General features: G+C 62.0%; 20 protein-coding genes. 9 read left to right on the forward strand and 11 right to left on the reverse strand.

The window, feature by feature from the left end:
• Window positions 1-217 precede the first annotated feature (217 nt).
• The 7 genes from lpxC to J4F42_04150 all read right to left on the reverse strand — a co-directional run bounded on the left by lpxC (window position 218) and on the right by J4F42_04150 (window position 8,877).
• Entirely contained in the window at window positions 218-1,501 is a 1,284-nt protein-coding gene (gene lpxC, locus J4F42_04120) for a UDP-3-O-[3-hydroxymyristoyl] N-acetylglucosamine deacetylase (protein ID MCE2484672.1), read from the reverse strand.
• Window positions 1,502-1,510: 9 nt separating this feature from the next.
• Window positions 1,511-3,820 (reverse strand): HAMP domain-containing protein, encoded by a 2,310-nt coding sequence (locus J4F42_04125; protein MCE2484673.1) that lies wholly within the window; start codon window positions 3,818-3,820, stop codon window positions 1,511-1,513.
• Between the two features lie 29 nt (window positions 3,821-3,849).
• Window positions 3,850-4,890, reverse strand: coding sequence for a Holliday junction branch migration DNA helicase RuvB (gene ruvB, locus J4F42_04130; GenBank protein MCE2484674.1), 1,041 nt, complete (start codon window positions 4,888-4,890; stop codon window positions 3,850-3,852).
• A gap of 38 nt (window positions 4,891-4,928) precedes the next feature.
• The gene (ruvA, locus tag J4F42_04135; protein MCE2484675.1) at window positions 4,929-5,519 is read right to left on the reverse strand and encodes a Holliday junction branch migration protein RuvA; all 591 of its coding nucleotides are present in this window, start codon (window positions 5,517-5,519) and stop codon (window positions 4,929-4,931) included.
• Between the two features lie 2 nt (window positions 5,520-5,521).
• A complete protein-coding gene (gene ruvC / locus J4F42_04140; GenBank protein ID MCE2484676.1) occupies window positions 5,522-6,154 on the reverse strand; it encodes a crossover junction endodeoxyribonuclease RuvC in 633 nt (210 codons plus the stop codon).
• Window positions 6,155-6,231: 77 nt separating this feature from the next.
• Window positions 6,232-6,984 carry a YebC/PmpR family DNA-binding transcriptional regulator gene (locus J4F42_04145; GenBank protein MCE2484677.1) on the reverse strand — a complete coding sequence of 251 codons (753 nt, stop codon included), beginning with the start codon at window positions 6,982-6,984 and terminating at the stop codon, window positions 6,232-6,234.
• A 144-nt stretch (window positions 6,985-7,128) separates the two neighbouring features.
• Window positions 7,129-8,877, reverse strand: coding sequence for a hypothetical protein (locus tag J4F42_04150; protein ID MCE2484678.1), 1,749 nt, complete (start codon window positions 8,875-8,877; stop codon window positions 7,129-7,131).
• 210 nt (window positions 8,878-9,087) lie between these two features.
• Here J4F42_04150 and J4F42_04155 point away from each other — a divergent pair, with 210 nt between their 5' ends.
• The 5 genes from J4F42_04155 to J4F42_04175 all read left to right on the forward strand — a co-directional run bounded on the left by J4F42_04155 (window position 9,088) and on the right by J4F42_04175 (window position 15,911).
• Window positions 9,088-11,700, forward strand: a complete 2,613-nt coding sequence (locus J4F42_04155) for a TonB-dependent receptor (GenBank protein MCE2484679.1) — start codon at window positions 9,088-9,090, stop codon at window positions 11,698-11,700.
• 100 nt (window positions 11,701-11,800) lie between these two features.
• Window positions 11,801-13,678 carry a TonB-dependent receptor plug domain-containing protein gene (locus tag J4F42_04160; protein ID MCE2484680.1) on the forward strand — a complete coding sequence of 626 codons (1,878 nt, stop codon included), beginning with the start codon at window positions 11,801-11,803 and terminating at the stop codon, window positions 13,676-13,678.
• Complete coding sequence (locus J4F42_04165) at window positions 13,564-14,460, forward strand: TonB-dependent receptor (GenBank protein ID MCE2484681.1); 897 nt, start codon at window positions 13,564-13,566, stop codon at window positions 14,458-14,460. Before J4F42_04160 ends, J4F42_04165 begins: the two co-directional genes overlap by 115 nt.
• A gap of 151 nt (window positions 14,461-14,611) precedes the next feature.
• On the forward strand, window positions 14,612-14,938 hold the full coding sequence (locus J4F42_04170) for a helix-turn-helix transcriptional regulator (protein ID MCE2484682.1): 327 nt from the start codon (window positions 14,612-14,614) through the stop codon (window positions 14,936-14,938).
• A complete protein-coding gene (locus J4F42_04175) occupies window positions 14,859-15,911 on the forward strand; it encodes a restriction endonuclease (protein ID MCE2484683.1) in 1,053 nt (350 codons plus the stop codon). Before J4F42_04170 ends, J4F42_04175 begins: the two co-directional genes overlap by 80 nt.
• On the opposite strand, the gene J4F42_04180 is transcribed toward J4F42_04175, so the two are convergent.
• The 4 genes from J4F42_04180 to hisC form a co-directional block, all read right to left on the reverse strand.
• Window positions 15,885-17,630, reverse strand: a complete 1,746-nt coding sequence (locus J4F42_04180; protein MCE2484684.1) for an N-6 DNA methylase — start codon at window positions 17,628-17,630, stop codon at window positions 15,885-15,887. The two genes, J4F42_04175 and J4F42_04180, sit on opposite strands and share 27 nt — an antisense overlap.
• 67 nt (window positions 17,631-17,697) lie before the next feature.
• A complete protein-coding gene (locus tag J4F42_04185) occupies window positions 17,698-18,822 on the reverse strand; it encodes a homogentisate 1,2-dioxygenase (GenBank protein MCE2484685.1) in 1,125 nt (374 codons plus the stop codon).
• A 10-nt stretch (window positions 18,823-18,832) separates the two neighbouring features.
• Window positions 18,833-19,876: an LLM class flavin-dependent oxidoreductase gene (locus tag J4F42_04190; protein MCE2484686.1), complete on the reverse strand. Its 1,044-nt coding sequence runs from the start codon at window positions 19,874-19,876 to the stop codon at window positions 18,833-18,835.
• Between the two features lie 64 nt (window positions 19,877-19,940).
• On the reverse strand, window positions 19,941-21,062 hold the full coding sequence (gene hisC / locus J4F42_04195; protein MCE2484687.1) for a histidinol-phosphate transaminase: 1,122 nt from the start codon (window positions 21,060-21,062) through the stop codon (window positions 19,941-19,943).
• 164 nt (window positions 21,063-21,226) lie between these two features.
• On the opposite strand from hisC, the gene J4F42_04200 reads away from it, so the two are divergent.
• The 4 genes from J4F42_04200 to J4F42_04215 all read left to right on the forward strand — a co-directional run bounded on the left by J4F42_04200 (window position 21,227) and on the right by J4F42_04215 (window position 26,089).
• The gene (locus J4F42_04200; GenBank protein MCE2484688.1) at window positions 21,227-21,922 is read left to right on the forward strand and encodes a TetR/AcrR family transcriptional regulator; all 696 of its coding nucleotides are present in this window, start codon (window positions 21,227-21,229) and stop codon (window positions 21,920-21,922) included.
• A 185-nt stretch (window positions 21,923-22,107) separates the two neighbouring features.
• The gene (locus tag J4F42_04205) at window positions 22,108-22,893 is read left to right on the forward strand and encodes an alpha/beta hydrolase (GenBank protein MCE2484689.1); all 786 of its coding nucleotides are present in this window, start codon (window positions 22,108-22,110) and stop codon (window positions 22,891-22,893) included.
• A gap of 17 nt (window positions 22,894-22,910) precedes the next feature.
• Entirely contained in the window at window positions 22,911-24,242 is a 1,332-nt protein-coding gene (locus tag J4F42_04210; protein MCE2484690.1) for an LLM class flavin-dependent oxidoreductase, read from the forward strand.
• A gap of 53 nt (window positions 24,243-24,295) precedes the next feature.
• The gene (locus tag J4F42_04215) at window positions 24,296-26,089 is read left to right on the forward strand and encodes a LysM peptidoglycan-binding domain-containing protein (GenBank protein MCE2484691.1); all 1,794 of its coding nucleotides are present in this window, start codon (window positions 24,296-24,298) and stop codon (window positions 26,087-26,089) included.
• Window positions 26,090-26,186: the final 97 nt, after the last annotated feature.

Below are 26,186 nucleotides of genomic sequence, written 5' to 3' on the forward strand. Positions count from 1 at the left end.
GTCACCCGTTCGAGCTGGGCGAGTTGGACGTAGCGGACAATCTGGCTGAAGGACGGACGGCTCTGGCCAAAGCCGTCGGCCACCAATCCGACAGGGAGCGCAAAAAGGAGGCAGCCAGCGAGGCTGAGGTATAGCCAGCGTTTGATCATGCCTCCATCATAGCCGGTCAGAGCCGGTTTTCCACACAGGTGCGTGCTGGCCGCCATTCAGCGGCTCTTCAGTGCAGCGTCGGGAGTAATCCCAACTCCTCGCGCAGGACTCGAACCAGGGCGATATTATCGCTGTGGCCGGTCCGGTCGGCCGTCACCCTGGCCCGCAGCGGCCGGCCCAACAGGTAGAGGTCGCCAATCAGGTCCAGGACTTTGTGACGGGCGAGTTCGTCGTCAAAACGCAGCGGGGGGTTAATCACGCCCTGGTCGCCGATCAAAATACAGTTGTCCAGCCGTCCACCGTTGGCCAGGCCCATCTGTTCCAGGGCCTGGACTTCTTTCAAAAATCCGAAGGTGCGGGCCGGGGCAATTTCGGCACGAAAGCTCTCGGTCCCGTGGTGGATATAGTCGTGTTCCTGACGGCCAACCGGCGGGGGATACTCGAGAATATAACGGACCGAGAAATGGTCGGCCGGCTCAATGCGCAGCCTCTTACCGCCCCCCTCGTCGCCGACCTGATACGGCCGGTCAACCGCAATGACCTCAACCGTCTCGTCCTGCTCGACGACGCCGGCTTCGTCGAGCAGCTGACAGAACTCACGCGCCGAGCCGTCCAGAATCGGAATCTCATCCTGCATCTTGACCATCAGATTGCTGATGCCATAGCCGTGCAGGGCCGCCATCAGATGCTCAATCGTCCGCGCCACAGCACCGTCTCGGTACAGACTCGTCGCATAGCCGGTCGAGCCGACATACTCGACCGAGGCCGGAATCACCACGTCGGTCGATAAAGAGCCGAACACAATCCCGCTACCGGGCGGCAGCGGCTGCAGGATCACCCCGGTGCGCACTCCGGAGTGCAAGCCCTGACCGCGCAGCACGACACTGTGCCCAATGGTCCGGGCCTGAACACACTCGCGCGGCCGCACGGCAGCCTGACGGCTGGGTGGCAGGTCGCGGGATTCTCCCCGGGCCGCAGAACCAGCCGCCTCACGCCCGATCGCCCGATACACCGAGCGCAGCAGGGCTTCGAGCGAGAACGGTTTTTCAATAAAATCGGTCGCCCCCAGCTTGGTTGCCCGGACGGCCGTCTCAATCGTCCCGTGGCCGGAAATGACGATGACCGGCAACTCCGGTCGCTGGGTTTTCAGCTGTTCGAGCAGACTGATCCCGTCGAGCTGTGGCATCCAGATATCGAGAATGACCAGCCGGGGCTGACGGGTACGCACGAGGTCGAGGATCTGGGTCCCGTCACCAGTGTCCAAGACCTGAAATCCCTCATCGCCCAGAATGCCGCGCAGGGTGGTTCGAATCTGTTCCTCATCATCCACCACCAGAATGGTCTCCTGCATACCGTCCTCCTAGCTGTACTGGCCGTTTGCACTCGGCTGTGGCGACGCGGCCCGGTCCGGGCTCAGCTGCTCCCGCCGGCGAACCGGCAGCTCAATGATAAAGCGACTGCCGTGGGGGAGGTTGTCCCGCACGCGCAAGAACGCCTGATGGTCGGCCACCACCGTGGCCGCTATCGCCAAGCCCAGACCCGTGCCGTCTTTTTTGGTCGAAAAATAGGGCTCGAACAAACGGTCCTTGATCTCGGCCGGAATACCGCAGCCGGTGTCAGTCACCTCAAGTCGGACGATGCCGCCCGAGCGGAAAAAGCGGGTCACCACCTCAATGCGCCCCGGGGCACCATTGGCGCCGCCGTCAAGGGGTGTCCGACAGGCGGCCACGGCGTTGTCCAGCAGGTTGCGAATCATCCGTTTGATACCCTCGCGGTCGAGGTCCAACAGCGGCAGCTCAGGGTCGTGGGCCAGGCTGAACTCCAGGTCCCGGTGCGCCTCGGAAAAGATGACAATCACCTCCTGGATCAGGGCGTTCAGGTTCTCCGGCCGGTACTCGGCGGTCGGCAGGCGGGCAAAGGTCGAAAACTCGTTGACCAGCCGTTTAATCGTATCGACCTCATGGGCAATGCTCTGGACACACTCGTCAAAAACGCCCTGGGAATCGGACAGCTGCGGCGCAAAGCGGCGGTGCAGGCGCTGAGCGGCGAGCTGAATCGGAGTCAGCGGATTTTTGATTTCGTGGGCAATCCGGTAGGCGACCTCGCGCCAGGCTTCCATGCGTTCAACCCGGATGATCTGCGTCACATCCTCAAAAAAGCACACTCCGCCCAACACATCCCCACGCTCATCGGTCAGCGGCGCGGCCGTCACCAGCAGGGTCAGGGCGTGGTCATCGCGCAGCAGGCGCAGCTGGGCCTGGTTTTTGGGACCGCTCTCATCCCCGACGTTCGGGCTGTCGAGCGATTCGCTCAGCAGGGCGCTGACCATCCGTCGCAGTTCGGCGAACTCGTCCGCCCCGAACACCTCATGGTAGTCTCGCTCAACGGCCCGCTCGGCCGCTACCCCGAGCAGCTGTTCGGCAGCCCGATTGACCGTCGAAACCAGGCCGGTCCGGTCCAGGGAGACGACCCCGGTGTTCATATTGGCCAACAGGATTTCCATGTAGCGCCGGCGGGCTTCCAACTCGTGGTGGCTCTGCTGCAGGTCGGTCGTCATCCGGTTGAAGGCGGCCACCAGGGTCCCGACCTCGTCCTCGCCCTCGCCCTCAAGGCGATGGGTCCAGTGGCCTTGGGCCACCTCACGAGTTGCCGCAGCCAGCTGTTGAAGGGGAACAGCGATCTTCTTCGACAAAAAGAAACCCAGCCACACCGCAGCAAAGACCGCGACCAGGGTGACCAGGAACATGGTGATCAAATAGTTATTCTTCATCGGCTGCTTGAGAATCCGCAGCTGCCGATACTCGCGGAAGGCGTCCGCCACCTGGCTTCCCTGGCGGGCCACATGGGGCGGCACCGCGTATTCGACGACGACCGCTCCGGCCACCTGCCCGCGGTCCAGGATGGGCACACCGCCACGCACGACCTCGGTCTGGCCCAGGAAATAGGTCTGGCGGACGGCGGTACTGCGGAATACCCGCTCAAGCAGTTCGGCGTCCATGCCGCCGTCCCCACTCAGCGCGCGGTCCGATCCCGAGGCGCTGGCCACCAGCTGCCGCTGGGGATCGAAGACCAGAATCCGGCCCAGCTCAAAGCGCTGACGGGTCTGCTCGAGCAGCGCCACCAGCGCCTGACCGTGCCCGGCGGTCACCTCCTGAGCCGCCACCTCGGTGGCCAAGCCGCGGGCGTGGAACAGGGCCTCGTCGGCCAAATGGTCGTAGAAGGCATCGACAACGCTGAGCGCTCCGCCCAGCGAGTTTTCGATCTCGCTGGAAAACCAGTTGTCGATGGACCGGTTGACAAAACCGATGCCGATTAACAACAGCAGAATGGCCGGCAGCAGGGAAATCGCCACAAAGGCCAGGACCAGCTGAAAGCGTAAATACGCGCCCGGCAGCTTCTGCCGTCGCTCGTAAAAGAGTTTGACCAGATTGCGACCGACCAGAAAGACGAGCAGGACGAGCAGGATGATATTGAGGTTGATCAGCAGCACAAAGACAATGTTGCTGCTCAGGCTGTGGGTATTGCTGAGCTGCGGCAGTGGGCTCTGAAAGACGGCAAACAGCCCGACGCCAAGAGCGGCGATCAGAATCAGCACACCTTCCCAGCGCCGCCGGCGTTTGGCCTGCTCGGACTCTGGGGGCGGGGAAGCGGACGACGGTCGCGTGTCCATAGGTCTCACCTGCTCGACGGTCGCGGGGTTCAGAACAGCCGGTCCTGACCCGAGCCGTCTGTCCCGCCGCCGGGGGCTCTATCAAAATGGGTATAGGCTTTCAGGGTCGCCAGCCGCCCACGGGGGGTGCGCTGCAGATAGCCCTCCTGGAGCAGATACGGCTCGTACACGTCTTCAATCGTATTCTTCTCTTCGCCGATAGCCGCCGCGATCGTTTCGATCCCGACCGGGCCACCCTGAAACTTGTCGATAATCGTCAGCAGGACAGTCCGGTCCATTTTGTCAAAACCGACCTCGTCAACCTCCAGCAGCTGCAGCGCGGCCTGGGCCACCTCCAGGCTGACCACTGAGTCGGCCTTGACCTGGGCGAAGTCGCGGACCCGCCGCAGCAGACGATTGGCAATCCGCGGCGTGCCGCGCGACCGGCGCGCAATTTCGGCTACCCCGTCGGGGTCAATCGTCATATGCAGGATAGCGGCCGAACGACGAATAATCTGGTCCAACTCGGACGCCCGGTAAAAGTCGAGGCGAAAGGTCGAGCCAAAACGGTCGCGCAGGGGCGAGGTCAGCAGGCCCGAGCGGGTCGTCGCGCCGACCAGGGTAAAGTGCTTAAGCGACAGCTTGACGGTGCGGGCCGAGGGCCCTTGGCCGACCACCAGGTCGAGCTGAAAATCCTCCATGGCCGGATACAGAAATTCTTCGATCACCCGGTTCAGGCGGTGAATTTCGTCGATGAACAGCACGTCCCCGTCTTCGAGATTGGTCAGGATGGCCGCCAGATCGCCCGGCCGTTCAATCACCGGCCCGGTCGTGGCCCGAATATCCACCCCCATTTCTCGGGCAATGATATGGGCCATTGAGGTCTTGCCCAGCCCTGGAGGACCGTAAAACAGCAGGTGATCGAGCACGTCACCACGTTGTTTGGCCGCCTGAATGGCGATGCGCAGGTTCTGTTTGGTGCTCTCCTGGCCGATGTAGTCGTCCAGGCTACGGGGACGCAGCGAGCCCTCAAGCCGCGCTTCGCCGCCGCTCTCGACCGCCTCGCCGCCGTCTTCCGGCGACGGGCTCAGATCGAGCACGGGGTCTCTGGATGATGCTTTTGGCTCGCTCACGCGCTCAGACTCCGTAGTGACTCCTGGATAATATCGGTCAGCGTCGAGCGGCCATCCCGCAGGGCGCGCTGGACCGCTTTTTCGGCTTGGGACTGACGATAGCCCAGGTTGACCAGGGCCGACACCGCATCCGTGGAAACCGGAATCTGGGCACCGGGAACGGCCGCGCCGTCACTGCCGGGAAGCGTCCCGACCTTTTCCCGCAGCTCGACGACCAAACGCTCGGCCGTTCTTCGCCCGACCCCCGGAACCGCCAGCAGCCGGGTCACATCCCCGGCGCGCAGGGCGTCCTCAAGATCCTCAACCGGAATGCCGGATAAAATGCTGACGGCCAGTCGGGGGCCGATCCCGCTCACCCCCTTGAGCAGCACGAAACCGGCCTTTTCCTGCTCATCGAGAAAGCCGAACAGCTGCAAGACATCTTCACGTACATGGGTATGGATATGCAGGCTGACCGGCTGGCCTCGCTCGGGCAGGCGATAGAACGTCTGGAGCGAGACAAACACCTGATAGCCCACCCCCCCGACATCGACGATCAGGTGATCCGGCGCTTTGTCTTCGACTCTTCCGCTCAGACGCGCAATCATCGTCAGCCCCGGCCTCGTGTCGCCCCCCCGACCACGCGCTCGGGAGCCAAACTGTCGACAGACACCTGGCGCCATGAGCGCGGACCGCTTTTGCGCTGACCAGAGGTAATCGCGGCCAGCTGGGCCTGCATTTGGGTCGCCAGCGGTGAGGTATGACAGTGGCACACCGCTGCGGCCAAGGCGTCCGTGGCGTCCGGGCTGGTCGGCAAAGCCTGTGTATTGCCCAACAGAGCAAACACCGCTTTCTGCACCTGGGTCTTATCCGCCCGGCCATAACCGACCACCGCAGCCTTGATCTCGGTCGGATTGTACTCGGCAATGTGCAGCCCGGCCTGCGCGGCGGCCAGCAGGATCACGCCCCGCGCTTCGCCGAGCCGAAACGCGCTCTGGACATTGTAGGCCACAAACGCTTTTTCCAGACTCAGGGTATGAGGCGTCCATTGCTCGATCACCTCGGCGATGCCGGCGTGCACCACCCGCAGCCGTTCCGGCAGGGAGGAGAAGCCGGCGGTCGAGATTACGCCACCGGCACAAAAAGCGAGGTTCCGGCCTCGGCGGTCAACAATGCCCCAGCCCGTCTGCCGCGTCCCGGGGTCAACCCCGAGCACCCGTTGTGCTGTTTCCGTGCGTCCCACCTGTCTCCTCCTCATCGAACCCGTCAGCATGCCGATGCGGTGACGCCGACGAGTGTTGTCCCCGCCTCTTTTCGTGATCAGGCCGCGCTCAAGCGCTCGAAGTCGTCTTCAGAGAACTCACAGTTAGCGGCCACACTCTGGATATCGTCGTGTTCCTGTAACACATCAAGCAGTTTATACGCCTGCTCGGCCTCTTTCCCGGACAGGCTGACCGTGTTTTGGGGGATGAGCGTCACCTCAGCCGACCGCATGGCCAGATCGGCCTGCTCAAGCGCGGTGTGCACCGCGTCAAAATCCTCCGGGCTGGTCACCACCTCGAACGCGCCCTCGCCGCCACTCACGTCTTCCGCCCCGGCTTCGAGGACGATCTCCATCAGTTGGTCTTCGTCAACCTGCTCGGCTTCAACCGAAATAATGCCCTTCTTATCAAACATCCAGGCAACCGAATTCGAGGTGCCCAGGCTACCGCCATGCTTGGTCAGGAAATGGCGAATTTCGGCCACCGTGCGGTTTTTGTTATCGGTCAGGACTTGCAGCATGATCGCCACCCCGCCCGGCCCATGGCCCTCGTACACCACCTCCTCATAATGGACGCCTTCGAGTTCGCCAGCGCCTTTTTTGATCGCCCGCTCAATTGTGTCGTTCGGCATGCTGGCCGCCTTGGCCGCAGCCAGAGCCGTCCGCAGACGTGGGTTGGCCGACACATCACTGCCGCCGGTGCGGGCTGAAATAGTCAGGTCTTTAATCAGTTTGTTGAACAGTTTGCCCCGGCGGGCATCCTTGACCGCCTTTTTGTGCTTGATCGTACTCCATTTAGAGTGGCCTGACATGGGAATGGCCCTCCTGCGCGGTGAATTCTGGTCTCGTGCTTAGCATATCGGGGCGGCTGAGTAAACGGAGAAATCGCTGTCCGATAGCGCCCAATAAAATGCTAAAGGTCTGAAAAACATAAGGTTTCACAATACCCCGACGCTCTATCCGACGCCGCTGGCCTCGACCCGGACCGTCACCACAGCCGTGTCGTGATACTGCTGGTGACGCACCGACGAGGCGAAGTGGCGCAGCAGGCGCAGCGACAGCTCATCCTCAGCCGGCGTCCCGGCCGCGCCTTCCTCAAGCAGCGCCAGCTGGTCCTCAAGGTTCTGCTCACCGGTCGCGGACACAAACTCCAACTCTGCGGCGTTCGCGTCGCTGCGCGCAACCACCAGCAGGCGCCGTCCTTCATCCGCCTGCTCGCCCTGCTCTGGCCGCAGCAGGGTCAGCAAGGTCTCTTCGCCAGCCGAGCACAGGCGTTCGGTTGACTCGGTATTCCAGCCCAGCCGCGAGGCAAAACCGCGCAGAAAACGCTCAATGTTCGGCACGGCCTCGATGTTCAAGCCCATCTCAAGCCGGCGGCGCGGTCCGGTCACCTCCATGAACAAGCTCAGCACGACTGCGGCCAGGCCGCCCATGGTCATGCCGTTGCCCAGCAAGGCACCCCAGGTCTCATTGAAATAGTCGGCGAAGATCACTCCATTCTGGAAGCCCACGCCGATCCAGAAAGAGAGTCCGGCCACCACGGCCTTACGGTAATCAATACCGTCCTGGACGACGATCTTCATCCCCTGCATGAACAGCAGCCCGAACAGGATGATCGCATAGGCACCGACCACCGGGTTTGGAATGGCCAGCAGCAGCGCCGTGACTTTGGGGAAAAAGGCCAGCACGACAAAGATGATCCCCATGCACACCCCAACGCTGCGGGCGGCCACGCCGGTCAGTTCGGCCAGCGGAACACTCGACGAGTAGGTTGTATTTGGCACGGTTGCGGCAAAGCCGGACAGCAGATTACCCAGACCGTCGGCGGCCAGCGAGCCCTGCACCGTGCGGAAATCGACCGCCCGCGGCGTACGCCACGAGACCCGCTGCACGGCGACCGTATCGCCGACCGTCTCAATCGCCCCGACCAAGGTCACGAACACAAAGGCCGGCAAGAGCGCCCAGAAGGCAGGACCAAAGCTCAGGTCAAACCCCGCCCAGCCACCCGTCGGGAAGCCAACCCAGGCGGCCGCACCCACCTGCTCAGTGTCATACAGACCGAACAGTGAGGCAGCCACACAGCCCACGCCAATGCCGATGACCGGCGCCCACAGGCGCCAGATGCCCGAGGCGCGCAGCACGAAGGCGACGCTGGTGACCAGAGTCACCGCAGCGCTTACCGGAGCCGCAGCCAACGGCGTGCCCTCGGGCACCTCGGTCAACAGCTGGAACATGATCGGCATGATGGTGACGGCGATCAGGGCGATCACCGTCCCCGACACGACCGGCGTGATGATCCGGCGCAGCAGGGCCAGCCGCGCCGACAGCGCGAACTGGAACAGCGACGAGACAACGATGAGGGTCGCCAGCAGACCCGGCCCACCCTCGACCAGGGCCGCGATGCACACGGCAATGAAGGTGCCGGAGGTGCCCATGATGAGGACGTGACCGGAGCCGATGCGCCACAGCCGGGCGGCCTGCAGGGTGGTCGTCAGCCCGCAGATCACCAGCGCCGCGAAGATCGCCCAGGACAGGTAGGCCTCGCTCTGGCTGGCCGCCCGGATCACAATCGCCGGGGTCAGCACGATGCCGGCCAGCACCAGCAGGGCGTACTGAAAGCCGAGGCCAAAGGACAGCAGATGCGGCGGCCGTTCGTCGGGTTCATAGCGGATGTCCGGGCTGGGGCCAGGCGGTGCGGCGGACATTGTTCACCTCTTGTTATGTTCACACATAGACAGGCAGCGCGAAAAGTCTTGCCCGGCACTATTGCCCGAAAGCCTCTTCTTGACAAGCATCTCCACTTGCTCTTTCTGGCTCACCTGCATAAGTTACGGAGGAATGTTGTCAGATGGTTAGTCGACCTAGACATACAATGAGTTAGCATGAAACGAGTCGGAATATGGTTAGGGGGGTTGGTGGGAGTCCTACTGTTTGTGGGAAGCTCTGCGCCGGCAGGAGCCCAGGAGGCGCAGCCGCAGGACGAGGTCGTCGGCCTCGACGAGCTGCGAGTCGTCGGCTCCCGGCTACCCGGTCGCTCGGCCGCAGATTCGCCTGTGCCGGTCGATATCATCGACGGTGACAGTTTCCAGAACTACGGCGTGCGAGATCTCAACAACCTGCTGGCCGCCACTATTCCGTCCTACAACGTCACCCAACACGCCATCGGCGATGCCAACGCGCTGGTCCGCCCGGCCAAGCTGCGCGGCCTGCCGCCGGACTCGACCCTGGTGCTGATCAACGGCAAACGCCGCCACCGCTCGTCGGCGATCAGCATCTTCACCTTTGGCCAGGCCCAGGGGGCGCACGGCGCCGACATTCGTTCGATCCCGGCCATCGCCCTCAAACGCGTCGAGGTACTGCGTGACGGGGCGGGCGCCCAGTACGGCTCCGACGCGGTAGCCGGGGTCATGAACTTCGTGCTGCGTGACGCGCCCGAGGGCGGCACGCTCGAAGCTCGCTGGGGCCAGTACTACCAGGGCGACGGCGACTCGGTGAGCACGGCGGCCAACATTGGGCTGCCGCTGACCGACGCCGGTTTCGCCAATTTCAGCTTCGAGTTCGTCAACTCTGACTCAACCGACCGCAGCTATGCGCTCGACTCGGAGAAGTCGCTGAGAGGAGCGGGTCTGCCCGTCAAATCTCCGGCGATGGTCTGGGGCGCGGCGGACGTGCCGTACGATTACAAATTCTTCGGCAACCTCGGCCTCGACCTCGGCGACCACCACCACGCCTACGCCTTCGGCAACTGGGCCGAACGCGAGATCCTGGACTCGTGGTATTTCCGCTCCCCAACTGCTCAGTATGGGTCTCCGGCCTCGATAGGCGGGGTCTATGAAGATAGTGGGAACGTGCTGGTCGCCGACCTGTCACCTGACGGACGATCCGGCAACTGTCCAACCATCCCGCGGAGCGAGTTTGCGCAAAACGGCATGGCCGCGCTGGCCCCGCTGCAGGGCAACCCGAACTGCTACGCGCTCGCCCAGAATTTGTCGGGGGGCTTCACCCCGCGGATGCGCGGCAATGTGGAAGACTGGAGTATCGCCTTCGGCCTGCGCGGGACACTGCGGAGCGCCTCCCTGCTGCTCGACGGCTGGAACTACGACATGAGCGCCGTGTTCGGTCAGCACCGCACGACATACTTCATCTGGAACACCGTCAACCCGCAACTCCTGCGCCTCAGAGAGGACATGCCGACAGAATACTTTGGACGCGCCTACGAGGAGCGGGACAAGACCTTCAACCTCGACCTCTCCCGGCTGTTCGATACCGACCTCTTCTACTCTCCGCTGAACGTGGCCTTCGGGCTGGAGTACCGCGAGGAAGAGTACGAGATCGAATCCGGCGAGAAAAACGGCTGGTGCATCGACGACCAGGGAGAATGCGACGGACAAGCGAAGGAATATGGTCTCGCGGCCCAGGGGTTCGACATCGGCGGCCAAGCCTATCCCGGCATCCGCCCGGAGAATGCCGTGGAGGCCGAACGGGGCAGCTTCGGTGCCTATCTCGACCTCGAAGCCGACGTCATCGAGAGCGTACTGCTCAACGCCGCCGGCCGCTTCGAACACCATGAAGGCATCGGCGAGTCTTTGGACGGCAAGCTGGCCGGCCGCTGGGACGTGATCGCGGACTATCTGGCGCTGCGCGGCTCGCTGGGCACCGGCTTTCGCGCCCCGACCGTGGGGCAGGTCCTCTACCGGGATACGACCTTCGGCCTTGACGAACACGGTATCCTCACCGAGCAGCCCACGCTGCCGGCGAGCGACCCGATTGCGCAACAAAAGGGGGCCAAGCCGCTCACGCCCGAGACCTCCTTCTCTTTTTCCATCGGCACGGTGCTGACCCTTGGCGAGCTGTCCGTCACCCTGGACTACTACAACATAGAAGTCAGAAACCGGATTGGGCTGACCGCCCCCCAAAGCATCACCGCTCAAGATATCACCGCCCTGGCGGCTCGGGGCGTCGACAATCGGGGCGTGACGACCGTCAAGTTCTTTGCCAACGCGTTCGAGACCTACACCCAGGGCATCGATCTGGTGGCAACCTACCCTCTGGAACTGTTCGGCGGCAACATCGGCACGACTCTGTTGACCTTCGCTGGCAACTGGAACGACACCAAACTCAATCTTGATTCGATTGACGCGCAGGTCATCGATTCGGTGCGCAAAGTCCAGGTTGAAGAGATTGAGCCGGAATTCCGCTTCTCGCTGATGGCGGACCACACCTGGGGCCCATGGCGGCTCCTCGCCCGGCTGCACTACTACGACCAATTCACCGAGCCGTACCAGGATTATTTTATCAGCCCCCCCCTCCGCCCCAAGGCCCGGGCATTACTCGACCTGGAAGCGTCATACACGTTCGGCTTCGGGATGACGGTGGCGGTCGGTGCGGACAATCTGCTCGACACCTATCCGACCAAGGTCGGACGGCTGCATCGCGATGCATATGATGCCGGCCAGAAGTATCCGGTCGCCTCACCGTATGGCTACAACGGCGGCTTCTACTACTTCAGGGCGTCGTACGCATTCTGAAACAAAGAGTGAACGTGTCCTCCAAGAGATATCAGCTGTTGACACATTGACTCTTGCTGGCGCTCACCCACCAGGCGCGATGAACAGGCGAGGAAAACGCATGAGGAAACTCGGGCAATCCGGTCTCCTGGTGTCACTCCTGGTCTTGCTGATCTCAGCACCGGCCGGGGCGCAGCAGGCCGCCCAGGCCGACAGGGTCGTCGGCCTTGAAGAAATCCGGGTAGTTGGCTCCCGGTCGGCGGGCCGCTCGGCCGCAGATTCGCCCGTACCGGTAGACGTGATTGATGGCGACAGCCTCAAGCACTACGGCACCACGGATATGAACGACCTGCTGTCGGCGACCGTCCCCTCCTACAAGGTCTTTCAGTACGGCATCGGTGTTGAGGCCGCCCTGGTCCGCCCGGCCAAGCTGCGCGGCCTGCCGCCCGACTCGACCCTGGTGCTGGTCAACGGCAAACGCCGCCACCGTTCCTCGGCGATTACCCGCTGGAGTTACGGTTTGGCCAGCGGTTCGCATGGGACGGATATCGCCTCCATCCCGTCCATCGCCCTCAAACGCGTCGAAGTCCTGCGCGACGGCGCCGGCGCCCAGTATGGCTCCGACGCGGTGGCCGGAGTGCTGAATTTCGTGCTGCGCGACGCGCCCGAGGGCGGCAGCCTGGAGACCAACCTGGGCCAGTACTACCACGGCGACGGCGACCGGCTGAATGTCGCGGGCAACCTCGGCCTGCCGCTGACCGAGGCCGGCTTTGCCAACTTCAGCTTCGAGTTCACCAACGCCGATTCGACCAACCGCAGCGTGCAGCGCGACGACGCCCGGCGCATGATCGAGCACGGCAACGCCTTTATCCGCAGATCCGCAGCCCAGCCCTGGGGCGCACCGGACGTGACCTACGACTATAAATTCTTCGGCAACCTCGGCCTCGACCTCGGCACCGACCACCAGCTGTACGCCTTCGGCAACTACGCCGAGCGCGAGATTGAAGACACCTTCTACTGGCGTAATCCGGCCAGTTTTCCCGGCGTGTTCGCCCAGGGCGACGAGCTACTGGTCGCCGACCTGTCTGCGGACGGGATGTCCGGCAACTGCCCGACGATCACGGCCGGCGATTATGTTGAGCAGGGTCCGGCCGCGCTGGCCCCGCTAATGGGCCAGGACGACTGCTACGCCCTGGCCCAGGCATTCCCGGGCGGTTTCACCCCCCGGTTCCGGGGCGTGGTCAACGACTGGAGTCTCGCCTTCGGCCTGCGTGGGGAGCTGCGCAGCACCTATGCCTTAAAGAGTAGACGTGCCAACACCTTTGATATATTGGCGGACACGTTTGCTCTTTTGCTGGACGGCTGGCACTACGACCTGAGCGCCGGCTTCGGTCAGAACAGCATGGACACCCACCTCAGGAACAGCGTGAATCCGAATCTGGTCCGCTTCAGGGCCGCGATTCCGACCCGCTACCGAACCCGCAGGTACGAGGAGCGGGACAAGATCTTCAACCTCGACCTGTCCCGGCCGTTCGACCTCGGCCTGTTCGCCTCTCCGCTGAACGTGGCCGTCGGCCTGGAGTACCGGGAAGAAACCTTTGAGAGCGGAACCGGGGAACCGAATTCCTATTTCCGTGACGAGGTGCTGGCCCGACAGGGCTTCGCGGTCGCAGTCTCCGGCTACCCGGGCACCTCGCCCGAGGAGGCGACCGAGGCCAGCCGGGACAGTTTTGGCGCGTATCTCGACCTGGAGGCCGATGTCGTGGCCGATGTGTTGCTCACCGCTGCGGGTCGGTTTGAGCACCATGCCGGCGTCGGGGAATCGCTCAATGGCAAGCTGGCCGCCCGCTGGACTCCCCCCATCCCCCCCCTGCTAGGGGGGGCATGGGGGGGTTGGCGCTGCGCGGCTCCATCGGGACCAACTTTCGGGCGCCAACCGTCGGGCAGGCCAACTATCGGAACATCACCTCGAGCCTCAACGCCGAGACCGGCGAACTGAACCTGACCTATGTGCTGTCGGGCAACGACCCGATTGCCCAACAGAAGGGCGGCAAGCCGCTCGGCCCCGAACACTCAACCAGCTTCAGCCTCGGCGCGATTCTCACGCTCGGCGACCTGTCCGTCACCGCCGACTACTACAATATGGAGGTCCGCCGTCGGATCATGTTGAGCCAGAATTTCCTCCTCACCGAGGCCGACAGAGCCGCCCTGGCCGCCGCCGGCATCGACATTGTGGGCGGCCAGGTCAGCTACTTCAACAACGACTTCAGCACCACGACCCAGGGGCTGGATGTCGTGGCGACCTACCCCCTAGACTGGTTCGGCGGTCGGGCCGGCTCGACCCTGTTCACCTTTGCCGGCAACTGGAACACCACCGAGGTCGACAAGCGCAACCCCAGAATCACCAATGACCTGCGGGCCGCCCAAATTGAGAACACCTCCCCGGAGTTCCGCTTCACGCTGAGCGCAGATCATAGCTGGGGACCGTGGCGGCTGCTCACCCGGCTCCACTACCATGACGACTTCAAGGATTTCCCGATCTTCAGAGCCACAAACCCCGTCCATGCCCATGCCCGCGCCCTGCTCGACCTGGAAGCGTCGCATACCTTCTTCAGCGGTGCGTTCAGCGGCGTGACCCTGGCGCTTGGCGCGCAAAACCTGCTCGACACCTATCCGACCAGAAACAAGTATGCCGGCCGCCACGGCATGAAATACCCGGTCGTCTCACCGTACGGCTACAACGGCGGATTCTACTATATGCGGGCATCCTACGCCTTCTGAACCTAAGGACCCGTCCGACGCGGCTGATTCCCAATACATTTGTCTCTCCACGCTCCATTGTTCGTATCCAGCCTGCTACTTGTAGTCTGTAGACTCATAGGCAGCATCGTCAGAGGCTTAGCCTCTCAGTGTTGCACGAGACCAGGGGCAGATGGAAAGTAGACGGCTGAGAAAACCAAGTCAGGAATTAAGGCAAATACTTGCGGATAATATCCGTGCCTACAGAACAGCGAGGTGCATCTCGCAAGAAGAGCTCGCGGACAGGTGCGACCTACACCGCACGTATGTGGGTTCGGTGGAGAGAGGCGAACGGAATGTCACCCTCAGTACCTTAGAGACCTTTGCCGCTGCCCTTGGTGTGAGTGTCCCTGGACTCTTAACCAAGGGAGCGGTGAAGGATGGCAAGGAACAATCCCGACCTAGAGCGGTACATCGCGGTAATCCAACTAAGCGGCCTGTCAATCTACGATCCTATTGAGATTGGTCACCCGCAGCTCTGGATTCCAACATCAACCTTAGAAGAAATTCTCAACCGGGCACTGAAAGACGTTTCCCTCCATGGGCTGCCATTACGCACTCGCTCGAAGGTGGTGAAAGAATACATCTGCCGGGCACTCGGCTATCCGGTGTCACCCCGCTTCAAAAGGACTCGGCCGCGTTTTCCAGGACAGCTTTTTGACACCTACATCCAGAAATCCAACAATCTGCAAGTCTGGAACGAGGAGCTTGCTCCCACACGCCGGTATGTCATCGTTCGAGTTGGGCCGGGAGACGTCATCACGAGAGTAAAAGTCGTCACCGGCACCACGCTGGCGCGACTGGACACGACGGGGAGGCTGACCCACAAGTACCAGGCGCAGCTGATCCCAGGAACGCAAAACGCGGAACTCGTCACCGCCGAAGACACGGGGCTGCTCCAGTTCATCGTCCAGCCTGGCGTCGATCTGGGGTCCGTTGCCAGTCCTACTGACCAGCCTCAGGCAGGCCAGATCTTGCCGATTGGCGAGATTTTTGAGCGGCTGAAATATCTTGTCGGAGAGGGCTTCATAGATGCTGGTTCTGACCAGGAGCGGAATCGCGGCGCGGCTTTACACCGGCTGGTGTGCCAGCGCCTCGGCTACACCGACTACCGGGACGACGGGCAGTTTCCAGACGTGCGCCACCAGCTTCTTGAAGTGAAGCTGCAAACCTCACCGACAATCGACCTCGGATTGGTGCGCCCCGATAACACAGAAGCTCTCGATATCCCGCACATTGAGGGCCAGCAGATTCGCCATTGCGATGTGCGCTATGCGTTGCTCTCTGCGCGTAGCGACGGAAAATACGTAACGCTGACGCACCTGTTCCTCTCCACTGGCGAGAGGTTTTTCACCCGCTTCCCCCAGTTTCAGGGCAAGGTCCTGAACAGGAAGCTTCAGATTCCTCTACCGACTGACTTTTTCAAGGCGTAAACCGAACGCTTCCCAGACCATGGCGTCCAGCTCCTTTTGGAGGCCATGGGCTTCAGGAGAAGGAATACACCGGTATAGGTGCTTGGCTTTCGCCACAATGGCACGACCGGGTTCGCTATACGGGTCGGGCAGGGGAAAACGTTCAACATACTGGGTGATGAAGCGGCGGCGACCAGCGTACAGCTTATTGTGGAAACAATGATCGTAGAAGTGTTCGATGAACGTGGAGTTGCCGACGGCGGCGGCCAGCCAGAGCAGGTCTGTGGGCACAGAGTCCTGGCAGGTGAGCCAATAGCAGTCACCATTGACCACGGAACCTTCCTGGTCAATCCAGAATGTAGGCTCTTGGGCAATATCGCGGAACACCAGCTTGGGATCAGTCCACGCCTCAGGATCCTGGGGGACCCAGATTTCATACCATTCACGTCCCGCCTCAATGAGGTATTGACGCCCTTCAAGGGTGGCCCGGTGAGTCTCAAGGTAGGCTCGGCTGCGAGGATATTTTGCCAGCACTACGGCCTGACGCCGGCCCTGCACAACCTCATGCGGATAGAGGATGCTGTTTTGCCGGTCGGGTATGAGGGGCTTGAAACGACGCGCCAGGTGATGGGTGGCAAGAGGTTTGAGCAGCTCAGGCCGCTCTGCCTTGGACATGTCCTGCCAGTCTTTGCGGATGAACACCTTGTCGGCGCAGGTCTTGACGCCAACCCGGATTTTTCCAATATCGCGAAACGTGCCCCACGTCCGCGCCTCGACTGTAGCCAGCCAGGTGTCAATGGCCTGTGTGGTCAGACGCCAGACGCCGTCAGCAGCACCGTTCGTGTCCAACCTGCCATGTTGCACCTGAAAGTGTCGTCCATCGGCAAGTTCAATGACGCCTTCCCTGTCCAGAGCGCTCAGCGGGTCGGTCATCCGTTCGTGGGCCGGGGCAGAAGTCTGGTAGATCGACGTGAATTCCGGGGAGGGTGCCTTGCCGCCGTGTGTTCCTTCGGCAACCAGAACGGCGGGCAGGACAGCAGCATCAAACAGCTTCGTGTCTCCCAAATCCCAGATATGGGAGATATGGAAGCGTTGCAGAAGAACCCGCCGGACAGAAGCACCGGACTTCGTCGTCATGAAACGGTTGGAAACAACGATCCCGGCCAGCCCTCTGGGGGCGAGCACCTGAGATATGCCGAGGATAAAAGCGTAGTAGAGATCCACGCGACCGGATAGTCCGAACCGCCGAGACAGGAGCCGCGCCCGTGTAGTCCCCATAACCTGGGTACGGACGTAGGGAGGATTGGCAATAATCAGATCGTAAGCCTCTGGAACCGTGCGACAAAAGAGGTTGCCATTCTCACCATCCCCCCACTGTTCAAGAACAAAATCCAGAAAGTTTGTTGGCTCGAAATGCAGTGACACGCTGGGGAATTGCTGCGTAATGCTTCGCCTGGCGGAGTCAAGCGCCTCGGTGTTGGTCTCAAAACCGAAGGCTTCGATCATCAGGTTTGGCTGGTCGGCCAAGCGTTCGAGCAGACTGAGAAGAAGCTGTCCGTGACCGACAGCGGGGTCAAGGATACGCAGGGGCCGGTCAGCGGGCAGTGTTTCGGCGGTTTGGACAACCTGCCGGGCAATAAAATCGGCGAGAATTTTGGGCGTATAGGTAACGCCGTCAGCCTTTTCTTGGGTGACGGCATCATAACGCTTCGTCAAGCCTGGCTGGTCAAGTGTTGCCATGACGGATCAGCCTCGTCCCCTCAGACCCAGCAGCTACATAGCTCAGAAATAAAGCCCTCAGCACGAGCTACTTCTTGGCCCACAGGTCGGCATAGCCGGCGATCTCGACCTCGTAGGCTGCCGGCGTCATCTGGAGCGGCTGTTCGGTATCCAGATTGATGGCGACAAATTCCAGCCGGGCGTCTTTCTTCCAGTGCTTGACGCTGTTCTCCCACACCCCGGGTTGCGGCCCGTGGTGCAGCCCCTGGGGATTCAGCGAAATCACCCCGTAGGGCGTGGTGCCGCTCTTGCGACTCAGGGTGAATTCGCCGCTGTGGACGAAAAACACCTCGTCGTAGTCGATATTGCGGTGGTACCAGGGCACCCGCAGGGCACGCGGGTCGCCCTCAAGCGGACGCGGGGCAAAGGTACAGATCACAAAGCCCGCCGCTTCGAACGTCCCGTGGGCGCTGGGCGGCAGATGCACGCCCTCGCTCATCAGCGGCCGGAAGTCCTTGACGTTCAGCTTGAACACCGAGTGGCTGCCCTTCCAGCCAACCACGTCGAGCGGACAAAAATCGTAGAAGATGGACGTGTGCGCTCCACGGCGTTTAACCCGCAGCTCCCACTCGTCGCGCTGCTCGGTCACCGGTCCGGGCTCAGGCACTTCGATCACGTCATAGTCAAACGGCGCGTAATGGCCGACACCGGCCCGGTCGGGGAAGCTGATCGGCCCGCGCGACTCGATGATCAGCGAGAAGTTGTCGCGGCTGTCCGGCACGAGGCGATAGCTCGTGCCTTTGGGAATTACCAGATAGTCGCCCTCGACATACGCCAGCGGCCCAAAATCACTCTGCAACACACCCCGGCCCTTATGGATGAAGTGCACCTCGTCGCCGTCGCCGTTCCGAAAGCAGTGCGGCATCGGCTCCGAGCGCTGCGAGACGGACAGACTCACGTCGTCGTTGTACAACACCTGGCACGGCTCGCCGCGCGGATCGTCGCGGTCGGTCGGCACCAGGTCGTAGGCGTGAAAGGCCCGCGGCCGCAGTGGTCCCTCAATCCGCTTCCAGTCGGTCGGCGGATGGGTGTGATAGAACTGGCTGGCCGGACCAAAGAAGCCCTGCCGGCCGTGCTCCTCTTCGTACAGCCCCTCGGGAATGGCGACGTGGGCCTGTTTGGGAACGGTGCCTTTTGTGTGTTGGATTTTCATGCTGCCCTCCTCATATGTGCGGCAGGACGTGTTTGCCGAAGCGATCCAGCGAGGCCAGGATCTGCTGCCGGGGCAGACCGCCGAAGTCGGCCAACAGGCTCACATTGGTGATGCCCGAGGCTTTGATCTGCCGAATGCGCTCGATACACTGCTCGGGATCGCCAAAGAGCACGCGCTGGGGATATAGATAGTTCTCGTAATCCATGGCCTCGAAGCCTTTGCGCAGATTTTTATAGGCCGCGTACTGATCGGAGTAGGCCGACTCGGGGTTGGCCGCCTGAACCGATTCGAGGTAGCGCATCATCGCCGCCTGTGGCTCGTGCTTGGCCTTGTCGGGCGTTTCGCCGCAGTAGAAATGGTACACGCCCAGGACTTCGGCGGCGTCGGTATGGCCGTGGGCGGTGCGCGTGTCACGAAACAGCTTGATTCGGCCGACCAGGGCTTCGGGCTGGGCGGCGGCGTAGGGCACGACCATGAGGTGATAGCCCTGCTTGCCGGTCCATTCAAACGATTCCGGGGTGAAGATGCACGCTACATACACGGGCGGCGGTTTCTGGACCGGTTTGGGCAGGACTTGCAGATCGGTGACCGTACGGAATTTTCCCTGGTAGGAAAACCGGGGCTCGGTCCAGGCTTTCATGATGATGTCGTGGGCCTCCTCAAACAGCCGCCGACTATCGCCCATATCGCGCTCAAAGGCGTCAAACTCGCCCCGTTGAAAGCCGCGGCCAATCCCAAACTCCAGCCGCCCGCCCGACAGGCAGTCGAGCATGGCGAATTCCTCGGCAATCCGAATCGGGTCTTGCAGCGTCAGCAGGGCGATGCCGGAACCGATACGGATGTTTGTAGTCCGCTGGGCCACGGCCGTGCCCAGGACCGGCACCGACGGGATATGGCCGCCGTAGTGGTAAAAATGGTGCTCGGCAAACCACACCGAATGAAAGCCGTACTCCTCGGCCTTATCGGTTTCGAGCAGCATGTTCTGGTAGAACTCGTACTCGCTGGCGTGCAGCTGGGGAAAAAAGCTGGGGAGGTGAAAGAGTGAAATTTTCATGCTGTCTCCCTGGGTCTGGGCTGGGCCTGTGCTAAACGATGATCTCTTCCTGATGCAGTGGTCATTAACGTTCACCTTTGTCGGTCTCGGTTAGAAACTGGCGCATGGTGGCCAGCAGCTGATCGATCTCCTCGTCACTGCCAATCGAAATGCGCACGCAGTCGCTCAGCTCGGGTTCGGAAAAATAGCGGACCAGAATCCGCCGCGCTTTCAGCCGCTCGTACAGCGGCTGCTGGCTGACCCCGCGCCGACGCGCCACCACAAAATTCGCCTGCGAGGGGGAGACGTCATAGCCGAGGTCGTGGAGGGCCGCGCTTAGCCGTGCGCGCGTGGCCCGGATCTTGGCCACATTGGTCCGCATCCAGCCGTAGTCTTCGAGCGCCGCCACCGCCGCCACTATGCTCAGACGGTTCATGTTGTACGAATCCTTGACCTTCATCAGCTCGCCAAGCAGCTCGGGGTGGCCAAAGGCCAGACCGATCCGCAGCCCGGCCAGAGAAAACGACTTGGACAGGGTGCGCAGAATCACTACCTGGGGATAACGGGCCAGCAGCGGCAGGGCGGTGTGGTGGGCAAAATCCACATACGCCTCGTCAACCACGAGCAGCCCCGGGGTCTGTCGGGCCAACTCCTCGAGCTGCTCCAGGGGCGTGAAATTGCCGAACGGCGCATTCGGGTTGGCGACAAAGATGAGCTTGGCCCGGCTCTCGACCAGGGCCTGGAGCGGCAGGGAAAAATCCGCGGGCCAAGGTACATGCACAGCCCGGCCGTCCTGCATGGCCACCAGGATATCGTACAGGCTATAGGTCGGGACCGGATAGGCGACCCGGTCACCCGGGTCGATACAGGTACGCATCAGCATGGTCAGCAGGTCGTCCGAGCCGTTGCCGACCAGGACCTGATCCGGCTCCAGGCCGTACACCTCGGCCGCCTTGCGCCGCACGTCTTCGGCACTGGGACTCGGATAGATGCGCAGCTGGTGGCCGGGCGCGCTTTGGCGGGAGGAATCGTCACCGACCGCCCGTTGCAGGGCGCGCACGACGTGGGGCGACGGCGGATAGGGGTTCTCGTTGGAATTGATCTTGATGTAGCGGTCCAACTCCCGGGGCTGTTCGCCGGGCACATAGCCGTGCATGCGGCGGACGGCCGGCCGCACGACCGCAAAGCGGGAAAACGGCTGCTGCATGGCCTCTTCCTATAGCCGACTTCCGAGGGCGAGAGAAGGGATGTCGATAGCTCTGTGTGTCGGGAACGGCCTATGCGCCGACCGGTGTCTGTCTTAATTCTGACGCAAACTCCCTGGTAGGCTCATGCGCCTGAGAAATGGGCACGGGAGCGCAGAAGGGACACATGAAGGAGAAGATCACAAAAGCCGATCAATCTGACAGGACTCGGACCGCTCTCCTGACCAGCGCCCGTGAGCTGTTTGGCAAGCAGGGGTATGTCAACACGTCCACCGAAGAGATTGTTCGGGAGACTGGAGTGACCAGAGGCGCGATGTATTATCACTTTCGCAGCAAAGCCGACCTCTTCCAGGCCGTTTTTATCGAGGTTGAAGGCCTTATGCAGCGAACAATTGTTCAGAGAGTGATAGAGGCCGAGGGCGATACCTGGCAGCGTATGGTGCTTGGCTCCCGCGCCTTCTTTAAACTCTGCACCAAGCCTGACATTCAGCGTATTCTCTACGTTGATGGCCCAGCCGTCTTAAACAAAGACGCCTGGCAGACTCTGGGCATTGAGGGTGGGAGAAATATTATCCGACAGAATTTACGGATATTGATGGATCATGGCTACATCGAAAAGCAGCCGCTTGAAGCGCTGACACACCTGTGGTCTGGGGTCTACTCCGAATCGGCTTTATACATCGCCCGCGCGGAGGATAAGGAAGCAGCCCTGGCAGAAGCAGAACGGTGTGTGGCGCAGTTGGCCAACGGGCTGCGGCTCCAAGCCCAGGTTGCGCGCAGCCGTAAGAGACTACTCCGAGAGCCAGACGACTCGCCCAGAGCAGCCCTGGCTCTCCCCGCCTATGGCGGCCTGTGTGTTTGATACCATCATTCTACCGCGTTACTATTCGAGCTCGGTCTCGTTCGGGTTCTGACACTCTCTTTTCCAAGAGGAGACCCAGAGGTTCCATACTGACCCACTCCCATCCTGTGTGCGAGTTGACAGCACACAGGGCCATTTGCTACTCAAAAAGGCGCTATAGTGAGAGAGAGAAGGAGGAAAGATCATTGGCAAACTGGACCGAAACAACGGTCAATGTCGGCGGCACCGACGTTGCTCTCGTCAGAGGTGGCTCCGGCAAACCTCTTTTTATGCTCCACGATGAGCTTGGCTTTCCCGGCTGGGTCACATGGAACGACGCCCTGGCTGAGGAGCGTGAGTTTTTGATTCCTCTCCAACCGGGCTACGGCAAGACCCCCCGCGTGGACTGGATCCGCACCTACCGTGACCTGGGCGGTTTCTACGCCCGCATGATCCGGGAAATGAACCTGGGTCCGATTGATGCTATTGCCTTTTCCGCAGGTGGCTATGCGGCCGCCGAGATGGCTGCGGCCGACCCCGCCATGTTCGAGCGGCTGGTCCTGGTCGCGCCCATGGGCATCAGGCCCGAAGAGGGCGAAATCGCCGACATCTTCCCGCTGACCATCCGCACCCATATGCGGGCGACGGTTGCCGATATCAACACGCCCGAGTTCGGGGACATCTACGGCGGCGAAATGACCCCGGACCAGTTTGAGGCGTTTGAGGACGCCCGGGCGGAAGCCGCCCGGATCGGCTGGGAGCCGTACATGCACAACCCCAGCCTGCCCCATCTGCTGGAGGGGGCCAAAGGCTTGTCGGCCCTGCTGGTCCGGGGTAGTGCCGACGCCATTGTCCCCAAAGGCTGTATTGATTCGTACAAGAAAGTCATTGACCACGCTCAGGTCGCCACCATCCAGGGGGTGGGCCACCGACCGGAGATCGAGAACTCGGCCGAGTTTATCCGCATCGTCAGAGACTACCTGACCTCGTAGACCTGCAAGAGGGAGCCATGAAACTCGCCTATTTCACCGAACGGCCGTACCGCTGGATCGACGAGGACGAGGTTCTGAAAAACAAGGCCTTTTTTGCCCTGTCGAACCGGCACTTCGATCATCACAAGGCGGCCGACGACTATAACTACTTCCTGGACGAATACTGCTACGCCGAGGAACTGGGCTTTGACGCAGTAGCTCTCAACGAACATCACGGCAACCCGTTCTGCATGGGCAGCGTGATGAACGTCGAGGCGTCCATCCTGGCCCGCATCACCAACAAGGTCAAAATCGTCCTCATCGGCAACCCCCTGCCGGTCATCAAACACCCGCTGCGCATGGCTGAGGAACTGGCCGAGATCGACCTCATCTCGCGCGGGCGGCTGGTGACGGGCTGGGTACGCGGGGCGGGCAGCGAGCAGTTCTTCAACAATGCCAACCCGGCCTACAACCGCGAAATGTTCAATGAGGCGCACGACTTCATCGTCCAAGCCTGGACCAAGCCCGGTCCGTGGCGCTACGAGGGCAAGCACTTCCACTACCGGCACGTCAACCCGTGGGCCCTGCCCTACCAGAAACCCCACCCCCAGATGTGGATTCCGGGCGTCCTGAGCCCGGAGACGGTACGCTGGTGCGCCCAACACCGCTACCCCTATATCGGCCTTGGCACCGCGCTCGGTCCGACCTGCGACCTGTGGGATATGTATGCCGACGAGGCGGCCAAACTCGGCTACCAGGCCGGTCCGGAGAACTTCGGCTATCTGATTCCGAGCTTCGTGGCCGAAACGGACGAAAAAGCCCAGGAGCTGGGCAGAAATTTCGTGTACGGCGGGGGGCAAAACGCCTTTTCCCGGCCCGAGCATACCCTGCCGCCGGGCTACAACTCCAAGGGCGCGATCAAGATGCTGGCCCGCCATCCGGGCGGCAGCTGGCTGGGCGTCAACCCCGACAAGCTGCGTGAGTCCAAAGACGGCGAACTGCGGCCGGAGACCGACTATGACGTGGTCCGCAAAAAGCTCTTGTCCGGCTACCAGAAGGTGCAGAACAACCATCAGCTGATTATCGGCTCGCCCAAGACCGTGATCCCCAAGCTGAAACTGCTGTTGCAGATTCTGCGACCTGGTGTGTTCGTGTTCTTTAATGTCCAGGGCACGGTCAGCAACGAAGATCGGCTGACCAGCATGCGGCTGATCGCCAATGAGGTCATGCCCGAGCTGCGGGAGTACGCCAAAGAAATCGACCTGCCCGATTCATACCAACGCACGCCGGGCTCGGTCGCCCTGCAATCGGGTGTCTCCCCGGCTCCGGTCTCCGACCGGGGACCGCTGGAGGAGTTAGGTTTGCGCTAAGCCCAGCCATACTGTGTGGCCAGGTGGACGTGGATGGTCATGGAGGAGGAGTCATGCAGTCGGTGAACATTCTGCGGGTTGTAATCGGAACCCTGTTCGGAATCGTGCTCGTCCTGCCGCCCGGTGGACTCCGGGCCGCGCAGACGGCGAGCGTCGCTCACCCCTTTCCCTACCCGCCGGCCCTCAGGCCACAGGTCGAGTTCTGGCAACGGGTGTTCACCACCTCGAGACAGACGGTCATTCTGCACGACAACGTTCACATGATAGTCTATAAGGAGCTGGACTTTCAGCCCTTGTATGAGGCGCATGCGGACCGGCAGCGCACCCTCGCCCGGCTGAGAAAACAGCGCGTCGAGCGCGAGATCAGACACATTCGGACGACCCTGCGCAAGCTGCACCGCGCGAACAGGACTACCCGGCTGACGGCCGAAGAACGCCGGATTAAGCGGCTGTTCAGCGACATCCCCGGCTCCAGGAAGTTTCTCCGCGCCGCAGCCGAGGGCCGGGTTCGGTCGCAAACCGGGATCGGCGAAAAATTTCGGCAGGGCATCCAGATTTCGGGGCGCTATCTGGACGAGATGGAGGCGATTTTCCGCCAGGCCGGCCTGCCGGTTGAGTTGACCCGTCTGCCGCTGGTCGAATCCACGTTCAATATCAACGCCTACTCAAAAGCCGGCGCGGCCGGGGTGTGGCAGTTCATCCGCTCGACCGGGCGGCTGTTCATGCGGGTCGATGGGCTGATTGACGAGCGGCGCGACCCGCTCCTGTCCGCCCAAGCGGCGGCCAAGCTGCTCAAAGCGAACTACGACAGACTCGGCACCTGGCCGCTGGCCATTACCGCCTACAACCACGGTCAAGCCGGCATGGTCAGAGCGGTCAGAAAGCTCGGCACCACCGATATTGCCCGTATTATCCGTTCCTACAAAAGCCGCCGCTTCGGTTTTGCCTCGCGCAACTTTTATCCCGAATTTCTGGCCGCCCTCGAAGTCGAGAAAAACGCGACCGCCTACTTTGGTGAAATCAAGCGCGACGCCCCGTTTCGCTACGACGAGGTCGCCCTGGACGGCTATCTGTCGCTGGGCGTTGCGGCCCGCTGCGCCAACATTTCGACCGAGCGGCTGATTGAGTTCAACCCCGCCCTGGGCAGGTCTATCCGTCGGGGCAGGCGCTTCATCCCCAGCGGCTACCGGCTGCGTCTCCCGGATGGCACGGCCGACTATTTTCGCCGCCAGTATGCGGCCCTGGATATCAACTCGCATACCGTGCAGCCCGGCCAGACCCTGGACATCATCGCCCAGCGCTACAGGACCAGCGTCAAGGCCCTGCAAGAGCTGAACCATATCCCGAATGTCAATTTCATCCGGGTCGGCCAGCGCCTGCGGCTGCCCCACACCAAGGCGCCGACTGTCGTGGCCCAGGCGCCCGCCGCCCCAGCTCCGTCCCAACCCACGCCGCCTGAAGCCGCCCCCGAGCTACCGACTACCGTTGTCCAGGCACCCGTCGCCCCAGCTCCGTCCCACACGCCTCAACCCGAATCCAGCCGTTCAGACTACGCCCATACGGTCCAGCACGGTCAAACCCTGGGCACGATCGCCCAGCGCTATCAGACCACCGTTGCCACCCTCAAGAAACTCAACGGCATTGAGCGGGTGAACTTCATTCGTCCCGGCCAGCAACTCCGCCTGCCCGGCAGCTACGCGACCCATACGGTCCAGCGCGGCCAGACCCTGGACACGATTGCCAAACGCTACGGGACGACCGCGGGCGTGCTCAAGCGCCTCAACGGGGTGAAGAACCCCCGTCTGCTGCGGATCGGCCAGACCTTATACATCCCCCTGAGTTATTGACCGACAGCGTCCCACGCTGGGACGCGCAGGGCATTCCTCTGCTTTTTCGGCTGTGCTAGCGTTCCGGCAAGGCGGTTGATGATTCTCTCCCCTGTGA

Source organism: Desulfurellaceae bacterium (genome assembly GCA_021296095.1).
GTDB lineage: Bacteria > Desulfobacterota > Binatia > Bin18 > Bin18 > JAAXHF01.